The following is an 18092-nucleotide window of genomic DNA, read 5'->3' on the forward strand; positions in this document are numbered from 1 at the left end:
GCGAAGGCGAAGGAAACAAATCTTCATGCCAGACCAACCTTCACTCGACCGCAACCTCGATCAACTCCTGTCGGAGGAGTGCGGTCGTTCCGGACCCTCCGACAAGCCGAAACTTCTCAAGGTCTTGTTAGCCGTCCAGGAGCGGATGGGATACGTACCGCCTCACTCCATCCCGCAGATTGCACGGCGGGTCGGCGCCACCGAGGCCGACGTCGCCGGAGTCCTGTCGTACTATCCGGACCTGCGTACCTTCGCGCCGGGACGTCACGTGATTCGTATCTGCATGGGAGAGTCCTGTTTCGCAAACCGTTGCAGTCGCGTCCTGCGCGCCCTCAACGACCATCTGGGCATTGTCATCGGCGAAACGGACGCCGGGCGTCGCTTCACCCTTGAAAAGGTCTATTGCATGGGCAACTGCGCGGTGGCGCCAACCGTGGCGGTGAATCAGGATCTCTTCGGGCGAGTCGAACCAGAGCAGATTCCGTCCATCGTGGATTGCTACCGATGACCCCAGCCACGCTCTATCTCTCCAACGACACGTCGTCCCGGGCGGTCGGTGCGGACCGGCTCGCGAAGCAGCTCCGGCAACAGTCGAACGCCCGCCTCATCCGTACCTCCTCACGCGGTGCGTTCTTCCTCGAACCGATGATCGAACGGGATGTGACGGAAGGTCGCGAAGGTCGAATGGTCTGGTGCAACGTCACCGCCAGCGACCTTCCAAACATCGTTGCGGGACGAGGGGGAGTTCCGCTCCGTTCCATCCCGTTTCTCTCCGCTCAGAGCCGGTTCACTTTCTCGAACTTCGGGATCACGCAGCCGCTCGCCCTGGACGAATACAGGACGCGAGGCGGGTTTGAAGGACTCGAGAGGGCGCTGGACATGGCTCGCGATTCGATCATCGAGGAACTCAAGATTGCCGGCCTTCGCGGGCGCGGTGGGGCGGCCTATCCGGTCTGGAGCAAGTGGCAGGCAGCCCGGCAGACGGAATCTGACGAGAAATTCGTGGTCGTGAACGCGGATGAAGGCGACGCCGGCACCTATTGCGACCGAATGGTGATGGAAGGTGACCCGTTCCGTCTGATCGAAGGAATGCTGATTTGCGCCCGTGCGATCGGCGCGACGAAGGGATATGTGTATTGCCGACAGGAGTACCCGGCCGCAGCGGGGGCGATGCGGGCGGCGGTACGAAAGGTCGAGGAGGCGGGCCTGCTCGAACTCAACGGCCGGCCGTTCGCGATCGACGTCGTGCTGGGTGCCGGCTCCTATGTCTGCGGAGAAGAGACGGCCCTCCTGGAGTCATTGGAGGGGCGACGGGGTGTCGTGCGGGCCAAACCACCCTATCCGGCGGTCTCCGGCCTCTATCGGAAACCTACGATCGTCAGCAACGTGCTGACCTTTGCGACCGTGCCGAATATTCTTACCCGCGGCGGAGCCTGGCACGCGTCTCTCGGCACCGATCGATCGCGCGGAACGATCGCGCTGCAGATAGGCGGGCGGGTCGCGCAGCCTGGTCTCGTCGAAATTCCCTTCGGGCTGTCCTTGCGAAAAGTCCTCGACCAATTCGGCGGAGGGATGGCGGCCGGTTCCCGCTTCAAAGCGGTGCAGGTAGGAGGGCCGTTGGGCAGCCTGTTCCCGGAATCGAAACTGGACATTCCGATCTGCTACGACTCGTTTTCAGATGCGGGGGCGATCCTGGGCCACGGTGGCATCGTCGTCTACGACGAGGACACCGACATGGTGGAACTCGCGCGCCATTTCATGGCGTTTACGGCGGACGAATCCTGCGGCAAATGTACGCCTTGCCGGATCGGCTCGCTCCGAGGGCGGGAATTGCTGGACCTGGTTCACGGAGGCCGAGCGACGAAGGCTGAATTGACGCTGCTGACCGATCTGGCGGACACGATGAGAACGGCCAGTCTCTGCGCCCTGGGAGGCCGCGCGCCCTATCCGGTTCTGACAGCGATTGAACATTTCCCCGGCGAATTTCAGACACGCTTGAGAGCGCAGGAGGCAGGAACAGGCTGAGCGGTAGTCCCATGAACCTTACCATTAACGGACATGTCGTGGCGGCTGAACCGGGTGAGACCGTCTATGCCGCCGCTCACAAGGCCGGCATCTCGATCCCCAGTCTCTGCCTCTCGCATCACCTGGCTCCCTTCGGCTCCTGTCGCCTCTGCCTGTGCGAAATCGAGGGACAATCAGGCACTCCGGCATCCTGCACGACGCCGGTTCGGCCGAATATGGTGGTACGAACAGAGAGCGAAGAACTGTCCCGCCATCGGCACAATATCGTCGAGCTGTATTTGTCCGAACAACCGGACGGCGAGTCGTCAGGACCGTTGCACGAGCTGGCGGTCGCTCATGGAGTGGATCGAGTCCGTTATCCCGACGGCGGGCACCGAAAAAAACGCGCGCCGGTACGGGACGACTCGAATCCATTCTTCACGTTCGACAACAGGATCTGCATCTCCTGCGCGCGCTGCGTCCGAGCATGCGAGGAGATCCAAGGCACAAATGCCCTGACGATGGTGGGGCGAGGATTCTGGACGATGCCGGTCGCCGGGATCGGTCCCCTGTCAGGTGAGGCGGGAGGATATGCGACGTCGAACTGCGTATCCTGCGGAGCCTGCGTGAAGGAATGTCCGACCGGAGCGCTCTCGGAAAACACCGTGCTCCGACAGGGACACCCCGCTCACACCGTCCGCACCACCTGCGCCTATTGCGGCGTGGGCTGCGCGTTTGAGGCCGGCGTGCGTGACGGACAGGTCGTGCAGATGCTTCCGGCAGACGATGGTCCCTCCAATCTCGGCCATGCCTGTATGAAAGGCCGCTTCGGCTGGACCTATATCACTGCTGAGGACCGACTACGGGCTCCGTTACTCCGGGAAGGAAACCGCTGGAAGGAGATTTCCTGGGACGCCGCACTGGAGTATGTCGCACGGGAATTCTCACGGATTAAAACCGCGCACGGCCTCGATTCGCTGGCCACGATTTCCTCGAGTCGTGGGACGAACGAAGAGAATTATCTGTTCGGCAAGTTCATGCGATGCGTGATCGGAACCAATCACATCGATAATTGCGCCCGAGTCTGCCACAGCGCAACGGTGACCGGCATGATGGAAACGCTGGGGGCCTCCGCCGCCACCAATTCGATCGAAGATCTGGACCTCGCCAAGGTCATCATGGTCGTGGGAGCCAACCCGATGGAGTCTCATCCGGTCGTCGGAGCGAGGATCAAGCGGGCTCATCGACGCGGAGTCCCGTTGATCGTGATCGATCCGCGCCGAACCGAATTGGCTCGGCTGGCCGATCTGCACCTGCAGCTCGAACCGGGCACCAATGTGGCGTTACTGAACGGGATGGGGCACGTCATTGTTCAAGAACATCTCGTCGATCAGCAGTTCGTGCGTGAGCGAACGGAAGGACTGGTCGAATGGATGAAGGCAGTCGCGGACTGCACGCCGGGAAAGACCGAACAGGTCACCGGGGTGCCGGTCCATCTTATTCGAGAGGCGGCGCGTCGCTATGCCTCAAGCGGTGCGTCGCTGTGTATGCACGGACTCGGCGTGACGGAGCATCGCTGGGGCAGTCATGGAGTGATCGCCCTTGTGAACCTCGCGTTAGCCACCGGAAATATCGGCAGACCGGGAACCGGCATCAATCCGCTGCGCGGACAGAACAACGTGCAGGGAGCATCGGACGTCGGCTGTCTTCCGACCTATTTTGCCGGTTATCAGTCTTTGGATGACCCCGAACTGTCGGCGCGACATCAATTCATCACCGGCCGTCCCCTGCCGGCGAAGCGAGGTATGAAGACGCCGGATATGTGGGATGCCGCGCTCGATGGTCGCCTACAGGCACTCTGGATCATCGGCTACGACGTGGCGCAGACCGATCCGAATCTCAAGAAGGTCCATGCAGCACTCCGGCAGGTCGAGTGTCTGGTGGTGCAGGATCTCTTCATGAGCGAGACCGCCAAGTTCGCTCATCTGGTGCTGCCCGGCGCGTCCTTCTTGGAAAAGGACGGCACGTTCACCAACCTGGAACGGCGGATTCAGCGGATCAGGAAGGCGGTGGACCCGCCGCAGGGGGTTCTCCCGGATTGGCGCGTGGTCTGCGAGGTGTCGAATCGCATGGGTTATCCGATGACCTACGCCCACCCATCCGAGATCATGGACGAGATCGCACGACTGACCCCCATGTTTGCGGGCGTTTCATATGACCGGTTGGACGACCACGCCGGCTTACAGTGGCCGATTCCGGACGGCGCGCACGAAGGGACGCCTCTGATGCACCGGGATACATTCTCCAAAGGCAAAGCGCACTTCGTCGCGGTGGACTATCTGCCCCCTGGCGAAGTGGCGGGCGAAGAATACCCGTTCGTCCTGACGACGGGACGCATTCTGCAGCACTATAATTGCGGATCTCAAACAAGGCGGACGGACATCCTGGCCTTAGTGGATGCCGACGTGTTGGAAATGCACCCGCTCGATATGGAGCAGCTGCATCTGACTGAAGGTGCGATCGTCCGGCTGGTGAGTGCCAGGGGGGAAGCGATTCTCGCGGTCGTGAGAAGCGAGCGTGTGCTTCCCCGGCATCTCTTCACCAGCTTTCATTTCCCGGCTTCAACCGTTAACGAATTGCTCTCATCGAGCGCCGACGAAAGTTCAAAGTGCCCTGAATACAAGGTATCGGCCGTCCGTGTGGAACCGATGGACCTGGATGCGCTCGATCCGGAAGATGAAGTGGAACTCCGACAGATTCGCAGACAACTCATACTTTAGGCGCACATGGAGCCCGTCGCGACATCGTCTGCATTACCGCTCGACGCCTATGCCCCCGCGCAGATTGCCGTGCGGGTGCGCGACGTCGGCATGACCAAGGCCACCCTTCCTGTTCCCACGATGCTTGCCTTGGCGCTGTTGGCGGGAGCATTCATCGGCTTAGGCGCACTCTTCTACACCGTGACCATCACGACGGGACCCGCCGATCCACCGACGGCCATCGGGCTTGTGCGGCTGGCGGGCGGCGTGACATTCAGTTTGGGACTCATCCTTGTGGTAGTCGGCGGGGCGGAACTCTTCACCGGCAATAATCTGATCGCGATGGCTTGGGCGTCCGGCCGCGTGACCGCTCTGCAAGTCCTTCGGAACTGGGTGTGGGTCTATCTCGGCAACTTGATTGGAGCGATCGGAACCGCGTTGTTGATCTGGCTGGCCGACGTGCAGAGTCTGAATGACGGCGCGGTCGGAGACACGATGGTGCGGATCGCGCGAGCCAAGGTGTCGCTTGATCCTCTATCGGCCCTTACCGGAGGAATTCTCTGCAACGTGCTCGTGTGCCTCGCCCTGTGGTTGTGCATAGGCGCGCGCGGCGTCGCCGATAAGATTCTGGCGATCATTTTCCCGATCAGCGCCTTCGTGGCCTGCGGGTTTGAACATTCCATCGCCAACATGTACTTTCTCCCCATCGGAATCATTCTGACATCAGGCGGCGCCGCGCCAATTGCGCTGGCCGGCGCCCTCAACAATCTGCTGCTCGTGACGATCGGGGATATTCTCGGCGGGACAATCCTCGTGGCCTCGGTGTATTGGTTTGTGTATCTCCGCGGAGAAGGCGAGAGGCAGTCTGCACGCGTTCGGTAAGCGGAGTGCGCTCTCAGAATGGGGCGTGACAAGGCGAGTACAACGTTCTGGGCGAGACTCGAATGAAGGTCGCTGGGCCAAGGGCTAGGAGAGACGAATGACATTGCAGAGGACGACTGTCGGCATCCTGGTGGGCGGGGGACCGGCTCCCGGCATCAATAGCGTCATCAGCGCCGTCACGATTCGAAGTATTGTCGGCGAGTGTAACGTCGTCGGCATTTTGGACGGCTTGAAATGGTTGATGGAAGGGAATACGAATCACGCGCGGCCGCTTTCGATTGAGGCAGTGAGCCGCATTCATTTTGATGGTGGCTCGCTCTTGGGGACCTCCCGCGCGAATCCCACGAAGAAGGCAGAATACCTCGACAATGTACTGTCGTCTCTCGAGCGCCTTGGAGTCACTCGTCTGGTGACCATTGGGGGAGATGATACGGCATTCTCGGCGCTGAGGCTCGAAGAACGGTCTGCCGGTCGCATTCAGATCGTACATGTGCCGAAAACTATCGACAACGACCTCGATCTCCCTTACGGCATTCCGACTTTTGGGTTCCAAACAGCGCGCCATTTCGGCGTGCAGATTGTCAAGAACCTTATGGTAGACGCTCAAACCACCTCACGCTGGTACTTCGCAGTGACCATGGGCAGAAAGGCCGGCCATTTGGCGCTGGGAATCGGGAAGGCCGCAAGCGCAACATTGACGGTGATTCCTGAAGAATTCAGGGAGCGACCCGTTAAACTTCGGCACCTCGTAGATGTCCTGATTGGGACCATCATCAAGCGTCTCAATGCCGGACGACCCCACGGCGTCGTTGTGTTGGCTGAGGGACTAATTGAAATTTTGGATCCCCACGATCTCGGAGGCTTGGAGCACGTCGAACGGGATGAGCATGGTCATCGCCGCCTTGCCGATGTGGATGTGGGTGATCTGTTGCGGCGGGAAGTGACAAAGGACCTGCAGGTCTTGGGGATTTCCACCACCATCGTGGCCAAGGACATCGGCTATGAATTGCGTTGCGCGGATCCGATTCCATACGACATTGAGTACACTCGCGATCTTGGATATTGTGCGGCACAATATCTCATCGACGGAGGGACAGCCGCCATGGTGTCGATCCAGGACGGCAGGTTTACCCCTATTCCGTTCAAGCGCATGGTGGACCCGCTCAGTGGCCGGACGAAGGTCAGGATGGTGGATACGGCTTCGCCGGCATATCAGATTGCCCGCCAATACATGGTTCGGCTCGGAGCGGAGGATTTCAACAATCCCGTACAGCTGAGCCGCTACTGCGCTTTGGTCGGACTTTCAGAGGAGGTATTCAGGCACCGGTTCCAGCCGCCGTCTGTTTGAACGCGTCCGCAGGCACGAAAGGATGGATGAGATGAAAGTCTTAGTCGCTATGGATGGATCAAAGTATGGCCGGCAGGCCTTGAGTTGGGCGGCGGCCCTCCCGTTGAAGGACAAGCCTCGAGTAACGGCCTTGCATGTTCTGGATATCGCCGCCCTGCGCGCCCCGTTTGTCTCGCAGTCCATGGTAGCCGGGAACGAGCGGTTCATCCAGCAGGAAATCAGGCACATGGAGCGTCGCTCGGCCGAGACCCTCGCCGGAGCGCGTCGGCAGATGCGCGTGCTTCGCCTCAACGGGAAGGCGAAGGAATTGCGGGGGGGCGTCGCGCCGACGATTCTCAAGCAAGCCGCGAACACGCACGGCATGGTCATCGTCGGCAGCCAGGGGCTCGATGCGCTGGACCGTCTGATGCTCGGCAGTATCTCGACCAACGTGCTGCATCATGCGTCCTGCCCCGTGCTGATCGCCAAGACACCCATCAAATCGGTGCGCCGGATCGTTCTGGCTGCCGACGGATCGGCGTCTTCACGGCAGGCGATGAAATGGCTTCTGACGAAATTCCGCCCGAACGTCTCCACTGATAAGGACGCCCGGACACCGCTCCACATAACGGTGGTTCATGTGATGCCGTTTCTCAAGTATCCGGAACTGAAGGAGGCGGGGAGTCGCCTCGCTGAAGAGCATCGACTCAAGCTGGCCGGCGCGGGCTTTGTCGCCGACGCCGTCTGCCGGTTGGGCAGGCCGGCTGATGAGATTGTGAAGGTGGCCACGGAGCGCCGAACGGACTTGATCGTCATGGGAGCGCAGGGCCTGGGAGCGATCGCCAGGCTGGTGCTGGGTAGCGTATCAACCCGAGTCGCCCAACGATCCTCCATATCGGTGCTGGTGACGAGATGATCGTCACTGTTCTCTCCCGGGTGCGGTGTGAAGGGAGGAGCCGATGGCACTCCTTCGCAAAAGTCACAGGTGTTAGGTTTTTACAACAACGGCTTGGAATCAAGCATGATCAATTAACCACTATAAAACAATAGTTTACGATACATTCCCGCCAGAATTTCTATTGGCATGTGAGTTGCTGTCTCGACCAGTAGATCGGAGGTGCCAGGTGAGACTGCAACAGACCTTAGCCAATACAATAACCTGCACAGGCGTTGGTCTTCACTCAGGCCAACCCGTTACCTTGACCATGAGACCGGCTTCTCCTGATACCGGCGTCGTCTTTGTCAATCGAAACGGACATGCGGGAGCCTCTCTCGCAGCCACCGTCAAGCATTTGGTCCCGACCGAGCTTTGCACGGCGATCAGCGGCAATGGATTTCAGGTCAAGACGATCGAGCATCTCTTGGCGGCACTGGCCGGGCTGAACGTCGACAATGTGTTCGTCGACCTCGATGCGGGGGAAGCGCCGGTCATGGATGGCAGCTCCGCTCAGTTCGTGCGCTTGATCCGCTCGGCGGGCTTGGTTTCCCAAGCCAAGCGCCAACCGTACCTGAAGATGACGAGACCTCTTGAAGTGGTGGACGGGTCGCGTCGGATTCGTATTGAGCCGTCGTCGACGCCGAGAATCACCTATTCCATTCAATACAACCATCCTCTGATTCAGACACAGACGTACACCTACGAATACTCGGCGGACGCATTCGAGTCGGAGATTGCCGATGCCCGGACGTTCGGGTTCTTGGAGGAAGTCGAAGCCCTATGGGCGCGCGGGCTTGGGCGCGGCGGCAACCTGGACAACACGGTCGTGTTGTCGAAGGACGGAGTCTTGAACGAATCCGGTCTCCGTTTCGCCGACGAGTTCGTCCGGCACAAGGTGCTTGACCTGATCGGCGACTTTGCGCTCCTGGGGGTTCCGTTCATCGGTCATCTGATCGCCGACCGCTCAGGACATGCCCTGCACACAAAACTTGTGAAGCAGATTCTGGATCATCCGGACTGTTGGGTGCTTCTCAACGCCGACCACGGCTTGACGGTTCCCGAGCTTCTTTCCACCGTGTCCTCCTCGCGGCCGACCGCTCCTGTGGCGCTCCAAGCCGCTTCCTGAACACCCCTGTAACAAACCCCATGACCGACCGCCCCGCCCCCGCTCGGGGGCGGTCGATTGGTCTGCGTCGAGATACCGATGAGTGGTGGGATCGTTGGTCGACGTCGGGAACGAGTGGCCTCGTTCCCGACGCTGGAATCAAGGCGGGACTTACTTCTTTTTCTTCTTCGCTGCTTTCTTCGTCGCCAAGACTCTCACCTCCCTTCGTCCTTCAGCCTGTCAGCCCCGGGGATAGACGCGCCCTTCTGCTACTGCTCTACGATGTCGCCCCCGACGTGAGCGGCGCGTCCCGCTCGCGCCGACTCGTGGAGAATCTCCCATTGCGTTGTGGCCCCGACGCCATTCCGAGCAGGATGAACCCATCGGCGCCTCGGACGGGCGGCAAGTACCAGCGGCTTCAGCAATCGGTTGAGTGGAAACAATCGGTGGGATCGTGGTCGGCATCTACGCGATCGAGCGTTTCGGCCGAGTCGCAAAACCGGTCTCGGGGTGCGAAGTCCCGGTTCAGGCGGTGGTGCTGTCGTTGATTTCCTGATAACGGTTCCTACCGAATCATGTTTCACTGCTCAGCACGAACACGTCTCTCCGCACATTCATTCACGAAACCTTGATCACCGTCTCTGCTTTATAGTCTTGCTCATGAATCAAGTCAATAGAACGAATGCGGATCGGAGCCTGCCGCACGATGGAAACCACGAGCGGAGTCGTTCAGATCCGTCTCATGCCGCGCCTGACCCACGGACAGGGATCATTCAAGAACCGTCATGCTATCATGGGACATTCATGCTTCCAGCAGACTCAGAAGACATTCCACCCGACCAATTGATGACGGTGGCGATCGAGGCGGCCAGGCAGGCCGGAGACCTGCTCCTGGACTACGCCGAGGCCGGCTTCCGCATCGAACACAAGAATCCCATCGACCTCGTCACGGACGCCGACCGTGCGGCCGAGCGATGCATCATCGAATTGATACGCCGGCGGTTCCCGTCCCATCGGATTCTTGCCGAGGAACAGGGGCCGACCGTCCAAGCCCCTTCCCGTTATCAATGGATTGTCGATCCGCTCGATGGAACGACCAACTTTGCCCACAGGTTCCCGTTCTACAGCGTCTCGATCGGTGTGGAGCGCGACGGAATCGGCCTGATCGGCGTCGTCTTCGATCCGACCAGAAGCGAATTGTTCACGGCCCAAGCCGGCGCCGGGGTGCGTCTCAACGGAACCACCCTGGCCGTCTCGCGCATCACTCACCTGGATCGAGCGCTCTTGGTTACGGGATTCGCCTATGATATTCGAGAAACCGCCGACAACAATTTGGACCATTTTGCCCGCTTCGCGCTCAAGACGCAGGGGCTGCGTCGAACGGGCAGCGCGGCCCTGGATCTCTGCTACGTGGCGTCCGGACGATTCGACGGATTCTGGGAAGTGCGATTGAATCCCTGGGACATGGCGGCGGGAATCGTCATTCTCACGGAAGCGGGAGGAACCGTCACGGATTTTGTCGGCGGCGCCCATTCGATCTACGGGAAAGAGCTGGTCGCCAGCAACGGGTTGATCCATCAGGCCATGCTGGAGGTCCTCCGACAAGGCGCACGGCCCCGTTCTTGACCGAGGCACGGCCGACGGCCGACCTGCTCAAGATCCGGCGCCCGGCTATCATATACAGCGGCAAGGTCGATGGAGTATGATCGACAGAAATCGGTGGAAGAAAAGGAGTGCGACGTATGGCCAGGTCAGTGCCTCCCTCAGGACAATCGAACGGCAATCCACCTCAGCCGGACGAAGCCGAATCGCTCGCCACGGAGGTCGAACTGCTTCGGGTTCAGGTCAGCCGCAAGGGATCCCAAGTCGATGCTCAATGGGCGATTCACCCGCAGCTCAAACAAGACTTGCTCCCCAACGAATGGCAGGAAGTCGCGGATCTCCTGGGCAAAGTGACCGGCATCGTCGGACGCCGCTTTTCCCAAATCCTCTCCCAGGCCGACGCGGGTCCGCCCAGCAACGCGTGACATTGAAGCCGGGAACCCCGATCCTCTTCTCAGCCTCAACCGTAACCTTCCAATTCAATTAGGGAGTTGTCATGGACACCTACTACCATCCCCATGATCTCGGAAAGTTCGCCGATATGGGCAAAGGCCACCCCGTCTTGTGGGAAAAATTCATGGCGTACTACAGCGCGTGCTTTGCCGAAGGAGCGTTGACGGAACGCGAAAAGGCCCTGATCGCGCTCGCCGTCGCCCACACCGTCCAGTGTCCGTACTGCATCGACGCCTATACCCAGGCGTCCCTTGAGAAAGGATCGAACATCGAGGAAATGACCGAAGCCGTGCACGTCGCCTGCGCGATCCGCGGCGGAGCCTCGTTGGTTCACGGTGTGCAGATGCGGAACGTCGCCGAGAAACTCTCGATGTAACGACCCCGGCCTACAGGTAGGGATGCTCGGGGATGGCCAACGTGAAGTACTTCCCGCGCTCTTCATAAAGGATGCGCCGGGCGGTGAGTTCGGCCAGCACCGGCGCCAAGGGCTCAACATCCGTTTCCCGGACATCACGAGCGAGCGCCGCCTGAATCTGTTCGAGGCCTTTCGCCGCGTCATTACAAATTTCTATCACCTGCGCCGCCAGACCGTCGTACCGCTTGCGGGTGGGGGACCCGGGTGTTCGCCCGTCATACACCGTCACGTAATTCAGCGCCTTGGAATAGTACAGGAACGGCCGGTCGTTCGACGTATGCAGGCGGCGCCAGCCCTCGATCGCAGAGACCAGCTCCTGATAGACATGCGGATCGACCGGCCAGTCGTCCAACTCATACTCGAAATCGTATGCGACCTTCTTCAGGTCGACCTGCCGCGCGTCGTATATATACTCGTACGCCGCGCCGGGACCCGTGATCCGCACGCCGTATTCCTGCGGCCTCATGTAATAGGGACTGAACCGCTCAAGCCAGAACTTTCCCGTCGACTCCGGCGGCTGGAGATGCAGTAACGACGGGATCAAGTCGAGCTGCCGGCGATAGTCCTCGTTCGTCTCGCCCGGAAATCCCAGGAGAATGTTCCAGGACACGGCCACCCGATAATAGAAACTCCATTTCAGGCACAGGATGTTCTGCATCGGGGTTACGCCCTTGTCCATCGCCCTCAGCTGGTTAAGGCTTAGAGACTCCAGGCCCGGCTGCATGCACTTCACCCCGCCGACCGCGAGCGTGCGGATCTGGCTCTTGTGGAGATTGCTCTTGGTTTCGATGAACACGTCCAGATCGCAGTGAGCCGCCGCGAATTTTCCGAAGAGGTTCTCGACATATTTCATGTCGATGATGTTGTCGACCAGCCTGAACCTGGCCGTGTCGTATCGATGCGAGAGGTAGGTCATTTCCTGCGCCACCTGCTCCGAAGATTTGGCGCGAAATTTCATGCTCTGCGCGTTCAGACCGCAGAATGTGCAGTGGTGTTTCTCGCCCCACCAGCACCCCCGTGAGCCCTCATATAGGAGGATGCGGTCCAATCCCTGCGACGATTCTCCCAATTCGGCCAGCAGGCGGTAGTAGTCGTCGTAATCAGGGGGACCCGTCTTGACGAAATCGGAGAAGAGCGAGGCATTGGGCGTCAGCCGGATGTCGTTTCCCTCTCGGTACGCGATGCCGCTGGGATATTCCGAGGCCTCCCGGCCCAGCACCTTGCGGACCAGGCGGGGAAAACTCTCCTCCCCTTCGCCGACGACCACGTGGTCGATGAACGGAAACGCCCGGAAGTACTCGAGACCCATCTCGCCGTCATAATTGGCGCCGCCGAAGACGATCGTGACCGATGGATACAGGTCCTTGATCAGCTTCGCCATGGTCAGGCTGGCCACGTTTTGGTCGAAGGTCGAGGTAAAGCCCACGAGGCGGTATTGCCCCCAATCGATCGAGGTGAGCGCCTGGGTCAGAAACTGAGGGGCCGTGCGGACGGCCATGTCCTCGAAGTAGCCGAGTGAATGCCCGCTCTCCTGCGTGAGCTGCTCGAAGACCGGCTTGAACACTCGCGGATATTCGGCGCGCTTGGGATTGTCGCGAAACAAGAGGTACGAAAAGATCCACTCTCCGAACAGCGCGCGCTTCTCACAGATCAGTTCATACAGCGGCGTCCCGATCTTGTGAGCGAAGCGGACGTTCAGGTGATGACAGTCAACGGGAATGCCCTGCGACTTCAGCAGGGCGGAGAGAGTGCCCAGCTGGATCGAAGGATACTTCGAATAGCTGAACGGCATATTGACGAGTGCCACCTGGGCCTTGTCGATCATCTGGTGCCTCGTGAGATCATCGGTCGCGAGCTCTCATGCCGCCGCGTTGCGGGTCGATTCGAATTCCCGATCCGCCTTGGCCGCCATATAGAAATCGCTTTCTGTCAGACCGTTGATTTTGTGGGTCCAGATCTCGACCTTGCACTTCCCCCAGGCCAGATACAGGTCGGGATGATGTCCTTCGGCCTCAGCCACGGCGCCGACCCTGTTGACGAAGGCGAGAGCTTGCGCAAAATCCTGGAAGGTATAGAGTCGTTCCAGGTGGCCTTGCCCATTCAGAGACCAACCTCCGCCGAGATCTCTTAACAGACTCTGGACGCGATCGTTGGGAAGGGGCGGGACCCCGCCCCGACAGGGCACACATTTCTGATCTGCGAGTCCCATATGAGCCTCCTGCGAACTTGTTATTGTAATGAGGCCTCTTTCTCCAACGCAACCAAGCCGTTCACGCTGCTTGCTGGGCAAAGAAGAGTCCCCGGTTGATATCTCCGATGCTGAGCATGCCGACGAGCCGGCCCTGATCCACCACTGGAATGCGCCGGAAATTCTTCAGACCCATGTACGAAGCGGCTTCGAGGATCGGGCCGCTGGATGAAATGGTCAATGGATTTCGGCTCATCACCTCCTCGACTTTTTTTGTCAGGATCTCGTGATAGCCCTCCTCCATTTCGAGAAAATCACGGCTGTGAACATTGTCATGGATATAGTCCCCGTAGTTTGGATAGAGCGGGAGCAGGATGTCTCGCACCGTCACGATCCCGACAAGGCGGTTGTCGCCTTCCACAACCGGGATCGCGCCGCAATGACGGTTGATCATTTTGATGACGACCGAACGAACCGTATCGGTAGGGAACGCGGAGACAAAACCGCTGGACATGACATCGCGGACGAACATGGCATCCTCCTTTGTTGAACAATGAGGAGCGCAGCAGAAAATGAAAAGTATTGTAAACCTACTATTGAACGGGAAACCAGGTGGGGAAACGAGGCTGTCGTCGGCTATTCGGCTTCGTCCGGAGCGCCTCCGGATTTGGCTAAGTCGTCCATTTTCACCTTGTCCGGATTGAATTTTTCAGCGGCTGTAGTCATGCGATCCAGCGCCTCGTCGAACGAGATGGCGGGAGCCTCCTTGGGACGGAAGCGGATCGGATTCACTCGGGCCACGACGAAACTCTTGAGGTAGGGGCTGGTCAAGCCCTTCGCCTTCAACGCTTCCACCTGGCGCACGATCAGGTCGTCCAGCGCAAGCACTGTGCGGGCCCGTTCCCGGCGCGTTTCGATCGCCGTGCGCATCGGCTTTTTCAAGAATTCATCGACCCGTTTCAATACCGGATGGTAGGCCCCACCGCTGAACCGTGGTCGTTCCTCGTAGCAAAGCCCCAGCGTGATCAACGACGGCTCCTCGAATTCCAGGGCGTACATCTCTTCGGAACTGTCCTCGAGCTGGGCCAGCTCCTTGTACATCCGAATCACCTCCAGGGCCTTTTCGCGAAGGTTATGCGCTTTTTCCGTATTGAGCGCGAGGATTTGATAGGCCGCGGCTGCTTCCGGCACGACGATCGCCACCAGACTCTTGGCTCCCAGCGTCCGCATGGCGGACAAACGATGGTTGCCGTTCGGGGTCCAGTATTTTGCGGCCTGATTCGGCTTGGGCATTCGCACCGCAATGATCGGATCGAGAAAGCGGCCGATCTTCCCGATGACGGCCTCGAGCTTTCTCACGTGGGTATCGGAGAGGTTGCGCTGATAGGGCGTCGGCTCGACGAGTTCGATCGGCAACGCCGCCAGCACCAGCCAGCGGCCTCCGTAGGGCTCCCGATATACCGCCAGCACCTTCCCGCCGTCTTCCTCGATCGTGCGATGCAGCTGCGCAACCTCCCCGGGAGGCGCGGCGGCCTGCAATTCCACCGCGGCCAGGCCGATCGATGCGCCGGCCGGTCGTTTCCGCCGCTTCACCCCAGCGGAGCCGGAGCCCTTTTTCCCCTTCGCCGTGGCCATGGAGCCTATGGTATGCGAGCCGAACGAGAAAGAAAAGCGAGAACGGCTCGAAATCTCACAGCCGCCGGACTACACTGACGAACCCATGAGTCTCTCACCGCCTCCGGGCCATTCACCCGATGCTCCTCGGAGGACCATCGGCTGGTTCACCGCCGCCTGTGTCCTCGTGAGCAATATCATCGGGGGCGGGATCTTCACGACCACAGGGTTTCTGGCGCGCGACATTGGAGACCCTCTTCTCATGCTGGCTCTCTGGTTCCTCGGCGCGCTGGTCGCACTGGCCGGAGCGACGGCCTATGCGGAACTCGGCGCGGCCTATCCGCAGGCAGGCGGAGACTACCTCTATCTCCGAGAGGCCTATGGTGCGTTGCCGGCTTTCTTAAGCGGATGGACGTCGTTCACGATCGGATTCGGCGCGGCGATCGCCGCATCGTCCGTCGGCTTCGCATCGTATCTCTCGCGCGTGTTGCCGCTCGAAGAACAACAGTCCATCTTCGAGACCGGCCTCGCATTGGGGCTCGTCTGGTGTCTGACCGCCGTGCATGCCGCAGGCGTGGGCGCCGGGGGTCTGCTTCAACGCCTGCTCACGACAGCCAAGCTCGCCGCGTTGGGCGTCTTGATCGTTGGTGGATTCCTCTTCGGAAGCGGCGCGTGGGAGCACCTTGCTGTTCGATCGATACCGGCCGGCGCAAGTCTTGGATCGGCCGCTGTCGCCTTCATCTTCGTGATGTACTGCTATCTGGGGTGGAACGTCGTAGGCTACATCGCGGGTGAAATTGCCGAGCCGACCAGAACCCTGCCGCGCATCATGATCGGCGGCACGGCGTTCGTCGCCGCCATCTATCTGTCGCTCAATGTGCTCTACCTTTACGCCTTGCCTATGGCGCAATTAGCCGAACCGCCGATTCTGCCTGTGGCGGAGAAAGCGGCGGCGGCCTTATGGGGCCCGGCGGCCGCCCGGTGGATTGCCCTCTTACTCGCGCTGTCTCTCGCGGGAGGCGTCAGCGCGATGATGTGGGCCGGACCTCGAGTCTACTGGGCGATGGCGAAGGATGGAGTGCTCTCACCCTGGTTGGCAGGGCTGCACGAGTCCAGCGCCGTTCCGGTCCGTGCCATGCTGATCCAGGCACTCTGGGCTTCGGTTTTGATCGTGACCGGTACCTTCGAACAACTGGTGATTTACAGCGGAGTCGTCCTCGCGGCATTCGTACTGTTGGTGCTCGGCGCCGTGATCCGCTTGCGCCGGCACAAACCAGGCTTACCCCGCCCGTACCTCGTGCCGTTCTACCCCTGGCTGCCCGGAATCTTGATGATCGGCGCCGGAGGACTCGTCGGGAGCAGCATCTTGCAACACCCAATGGAATCCCTGCTCGGCCTGGCCACCGTGCTCGCAGGATTGCCGTTCTACCGGATCTGGAGCAAGCTCCGACACGCACGACCAATGCCTTCTTAATCGCCTCGTCAAGATGGTTTTCAACATAGCGGCAGCGAGCGACATGTCGAGCCGTACTTGCTGCAGTCCGGCGAGGGCAAGGGGGGATTGAGCGATGCGACAACGACGTTGGAGAGTATTTTTGCGAGGCGAGAACAGCACGGGCGACCTAATCCGCTGGTGGGAGGTCGCCCGTGGTCGGCGCTTAGGGCGCCGGATGTCCGGACTTATTGGTCTTGTGTTGATCTTGCGGCCCGCATGACCCGCGCGATGTCAGGTGATGCAAGCTTCCAGTCGGGGGAGACTGCGTCAATCCCAGGCACTTGAGTTCCTCGTGTTTCGATCGGCTCTCCGGAATGAGTCAGGCTCACACCCGGTTGGTCTTTGGTGCCCATACGGCACAGCCAGTGGAGAACCGACTAGCACGACCGACGAGAAGCCCGCCCTTGCATTGGCGGGCCTAACGGGCCAGGTGGAGTCGCGTCGTCCATACCCACCCTCCTCTCCTGTGAGGTCACCGAGAGACCTGGGTAACAGCCGCGCGGTCTGTTCGATCTCTCGACCTTCGTAAGCGTTCGGGCCGCGATTTTTTCCTACGCCCATTAGAAAACGATGTCAATGGCCCAAAGCACTTTTTGAGTCTCGCAGTGAACGCATAAGGCATGCCACTGTTTCCAGAGCCTGTTCATTTCCGAAGCTCCAACTTTTTGAAACCGGCCGGCGGGTGAAACAGCCCGTCGTCCAGCCGCTTCGCATCGATTTTCGTCACCTCGGATCGAGATTCCTCTTTGCCGGTCTCGTCGTAGTCGATCTGCCGGAGCGGGAATCCCCCGTCCTTGAGGAAATCGCGAAACCAGGATGGATATCCGCCACGGGACGAGGCCTCGTCGGCCAGGACCCCGTACAGGGCCGCATTGCTGAGCCCCTTCGCAATGCACAGCTCGCTCATGCTGCCGTCCGACTTGTCCTTAGCGACATAGCCCTCACAGGAGTAGCCCGCAATCTTCCCATTCTTTCCGGTCTTAGTGACGGTGATGTCGTCCAGAACTGATTTGGCATCCGCCACACCCAAGTCCGACCAGATCATGGTCGTGTATGTGTGGTCGTCACGATCGACGAAGAATCCGTCCTTCTTCTTGGCGTCCCAGACGCTGAACTCCGCGTCGCCGTCGTCGACCCGCATCTTCTCTCCCTTGAAATAAAAAGTCCTGGTCTCCGTCTCGTCGCCCGAGGTTTCCTTGAGCGTAATGACGCCTTCAAACGCCGCGGCGAACGACGGCATCGCCTGTCCGCACCAGAGCATGACCAACATCGCGATCGTGGCGGTTTTCATGGTCGAGTCCTTTCTCGGGG

17 protein-coding genes are annotated in these 18092 nt (G+C 60.0%); 12 read left to right on the top strand and 5 right to left on the bottom strand.

Annotated features, from left to right (window positions below):
- Positions 1–25: 25 nt before the first annotated feature.
- The 11 genes from P0111_00785 (at position 26) to P0111_00835 (ending at position 11445) form a co-directional block, all read left to right on the top strand.
- Complete coding sequence (locus tag P0111_00785; GenBank protein MDF0642536.1) at positions 26–508, top strand: NAD(P)H-dependent oxidoreductase subunit E; 483 nt, start codon at positions 26–28, stop codon at positions 506–508.
- A complete protein-coding gene (locus P0111_00790; protein ID MDF0642537.1) occupies positions 505–2025 on the top strand; it encodes an NADH-ubiquinone oxidoreductase-F iron-sulfur binding region domain-containing protein in 1521 nt (506 codons plus the stop codon). The genes P0111_00785 and P0111_00790 overlap by 4 nt, the downstream gene beginning before the upstream one ends.
- An 11-nt stretch (positions 2026–2036) precedes the next feature.
- Complete coding sequence (fdhF, locus tag P0111_00795; protein MDF0642538.1) at positions 2037–4784, top strand: formate dehydrogenase subunit alpha; 2748 nt, start codon at positions 2037–2039, stop codon at positions 4782–4784.
- A 6-nt stretch (positions 4785–4790) separates the two neighbouring features.
- Positions 4791–5645 carry a formate/nitrite transporter family protein gene (locus tag P0111_00800; protein MDF0642539.1) on the top strand — a complete coding sequence of 285 codons (855 nt, stop codon included), beginning with the start codon at positions 4791–4793 and terminating at the stop codon, positions 5643–5645.
- Between the two features lie 97 nt (positions 5646–5742).
- On the top strand, positions 5743–6993 hold the full coding sequence (gene pfp, locus P0111_00805; GenBank protein ID MDF0642540.1) for a diphosphate--fructose-6-phosphate 1-phosphotransferase: 1251 nt from the start codon (positions 5743–5745) through the stop codon (positions 6991–6993).
- 31 nt (positions 6994–7024) lie between these two features.
- A complete protein-coding gene (locus tag P0111_00810) occupies positions 7025–7888 on the top strand; it encodes a universal stress protein (GenBank protein ID MDF0642541.1) in 864 nt (287 codons plus the stop codon).
- A 208-nt stretch (positions 7889–8096) separates the two neighbouring features.
- A complete protein-coding gene (lpxC, locus tag P0111_00815) occupies positions 8097–9035 on the top strand; it encodes a UDP-3-O-acyl-N-acetylglucosamine deacetylase (GenBank protein MDF0642542.1) in 939 nt (312 codons plus the stop codon).
- Positions 9036–9447: 412 nt separating this feature from the next.
- On the top strand, positions 9448–9570 hold the full coding sequence (locus P0111_00820; protein ID MDF0642543.1) for a hypothetical protein: 123 nt from the start codon (positions 9448–9450) through the stop codon (positions 9568–9570).
- Positions 9571–9818: 248 nt separating this feature from the next.
- Positions 9819–10640, top strand: coding sequence for an inositol monophosphatase family protein (locus P0111_00825; protein ID MDF0642544.1), 822 nt, complete (start codon positions 9819–9821; stop codon positions 10638–10640).
- A 116-nt stretch (positions 10641–10756) separates the two neighbouring features.
- Positions 10757–11041, top strand: a complete 285-nt coding sequence (locus P0111_00830) for a hypothetical protein (protein MDF0642545.1) — start codon at positions 10757–10759, stop codon at positions 11039–11041.
- A 71-nt stretch (positions 11042–11112) separates the two neighbouring features.
- Positions 11113–11445 (top strand): arsenosugar biosynthesis-associated peroxidase-like protein, encoded by a 333-nt coding sequence (locus tag P0111_00835; GenBank protein MDF0642546.1) that lies wholly within the window; start codon positions 11113–11115, stop codon positions 11443–11445.
- 10 nt (positions 11446–11455) lie between these two features.
- Here the strand turns inward: P0111_00835 and P0111_00840 are convergent, their stop codons facing one another.
- The 4 genes from P0111_00840 to P0111_00855 form a co-directional block, all read right to left on the bottom strand.
- Positions 11456–13309, bottom strand: coding sequence for a RiPP maturation radical SAM C-methyltransferase (locus tag P0111_00840; GenBank protein ID MDF0642547.1), 1854 nt, complete (start codon positions 13307–13309; stop codon positions 11456–11458).
- Positions 13310–13342: 33 nt separating this feature from the next.
- Positions 13343–13693 (bottom strand): 4a-hydroxytetrahydrobiopterin dehydratase, encoded by a 351-nt coding sequence (locus P0111_00845; protein ID MDF0642548.1) that lies wholly within the window; start codon positions 13691–13693, stop codon positions 13343–13345.
- A 61-nt stretch (positions 13694–13754) separates the two neighbouring features.
- Positions 13755–14204: a CBS domain-containing protein gene (locus P0111_00850; protein ID MDF0642549.1), complete on the bottom strand. Its 450-nt coding sequence runs from the start codon at positions 14202–14204 to the stop codon at positions 13755–13757.
- A 104-nt stretch (positions 14205–14308) separates the two neighbouring features.
- Positions 14309–15307 carry a ParB N-terminal domain-containing protein gene (locus P0111_00855; protein MDF0642550.1) on the bottom strand — a complete coding sequence of 333 codons (999 nt, stop codon included), beginning with the start codon at positions 15305–15307 and terminating at the stop codon, positions 14309–14311.
- A 7-nt stretch (positions 15308–15314) separates the two neighbouring features.
- Between P0111_00855 and P0111_00860 the strand changes: the two genes are divergently transcribed.
- The gene (locus P0111_00860; protein MDF0642551.1) at positions 15315–16760 is read left to right on the top strand and encodes an amino acid permease; all 1446 of its coding nucleotides are present in this window, start codon (positions 15315–15317) and stop codon (positions 16758–16760) included.
- Positions 16761–17424: 664 nt separating this feature from the next.
- On the opposite strand, the gene P0111_00865 is transcribed toward P0111_00860, so the two are convergent.
- Positions 17425–18072: a DUF4412 domain-containing protein gene (locus P0111_00865; GenBank protein ID MDF0642552.1), complete on the bottom strand. Its 648-nt coding sequence runs from the start codon at positions 18070–18072 to the stop codon at positions 17425–17427.
- Positions 18073–18092: the final 20 nt, after the last annotated feature.

This window comes from Nitrospira sp. (assembly GCA_029194535.1).
Classification (GTDB): domain Bacteria; phylum Nitrospirota; class Nitrospiria; order Nitrospirales; family Nitrospiraceae; genus Nitrospira_C.

Excerpts from the sequence above, each read along its gene's own strand:
- P0111_00855 (MDF0642550.1), bottom strand. The coding sequence starts at position 15,307 with ATGGCCACGGCGAAGGGGAAAAAGGGCTCCGGCTCCGCTGGGGTGAAG.
- P0111_00825 (MDF0642544.1), top strand. The coding sequence starts at position 9,819 with ATGCTTCCAGCAGACTCAGAAGACATTCCACCCGACCAATTGATGACG.
- pfp (MDF0642540.1), top strand. The coding sequence starts at position 5,743 with ATGACATTGCAGAGGACGACTGTCGGCATCCTGGTGGGCGGGGGACCG.
- P0111_00810 (MDF0642541.1), top strand. The coding sequence starts at position 7,025 with ATGAAAGTCTTAGTCGCTATGGATGGATCAAAGTATGGCCGGCAGGCC.
- P0111_00865 (MDF0642552.1), bottom strand. The coding sequence starts at position 18,072 with ATGAAAACCGCCACGATCGCGATGTTGGTCATGCTCTGGTGCGGACAG.
- P0111_00850 (MDF0642549.1), bottom strand. The coding sequence starts at position 14,204 with ATGTTCGTCCGCGATGTCATGTCCAGCGGTTTTGTCTCCGCGTTCCCT.
- P0111_00840 (MDF0642547.1), bottom strand. The coding sequence starts at position 13,309 with ATGATCGACAAGGCCCAGGTGGCACTCGTCAATATGCCGTTCAGCTAT.
- P0111_00835 (MDF0642546.1), top strand. The coding sequence starts at position 11,113 with ATGGACACCTACTACCATCCCCATGATCTCGGAAAGTTCGCCGATATG.
- P0111_00785 (MDF0642536.1), top strand. The coding sequence starts at position 26 with ATGCCAGACCAACCTTCACTCGACCGCAACCTCGATCAACTCCTGTCG.
- P0111_00860 (MDF0642551.1), top strand. The coding sequence starts at position 15,315 with ATGGTATGCGAGCCGAACGAGAAAGAAAAGCGAGAACGGCTCGAAATC.
- P0111_00845 (MDF0642548.1), bottom strand. The coding sequence starts at position 13,693 with ATGGGACTCGCAGATCAGAAATGTGTGCCCTGTCGGGGCGGGGTCCCG.
- P0111_00790 (MDF0642537.1), top strand. The coding sequence starts at position 505 with ATGACCCCAGCCACGCTCTATCTCTCCAACGACACGTCGTCCCGGGCG.
- fdhF (MDF0642538.1), top strand. The coding sequence starts at position 2,037 with ATGAACCTTACCATTAACGGACATGTCGTGGCGGCTGAACCGGGTGAG.
- P0111_00830 (MDF0642545.1), top strand. The coding sequence starts at position 10,757 with ATGGCCAGGTCAGTGCCTCCCTCAGGACAATCGAACGGCAATCCACCT.
- P0111_00800 (MDF0642539.1), top strand. The coding sequence starts at position 4,791 with ATGGAGCCCGTCGCGACATCGTCTGCATTACCGCTCGACGCCTATGCC.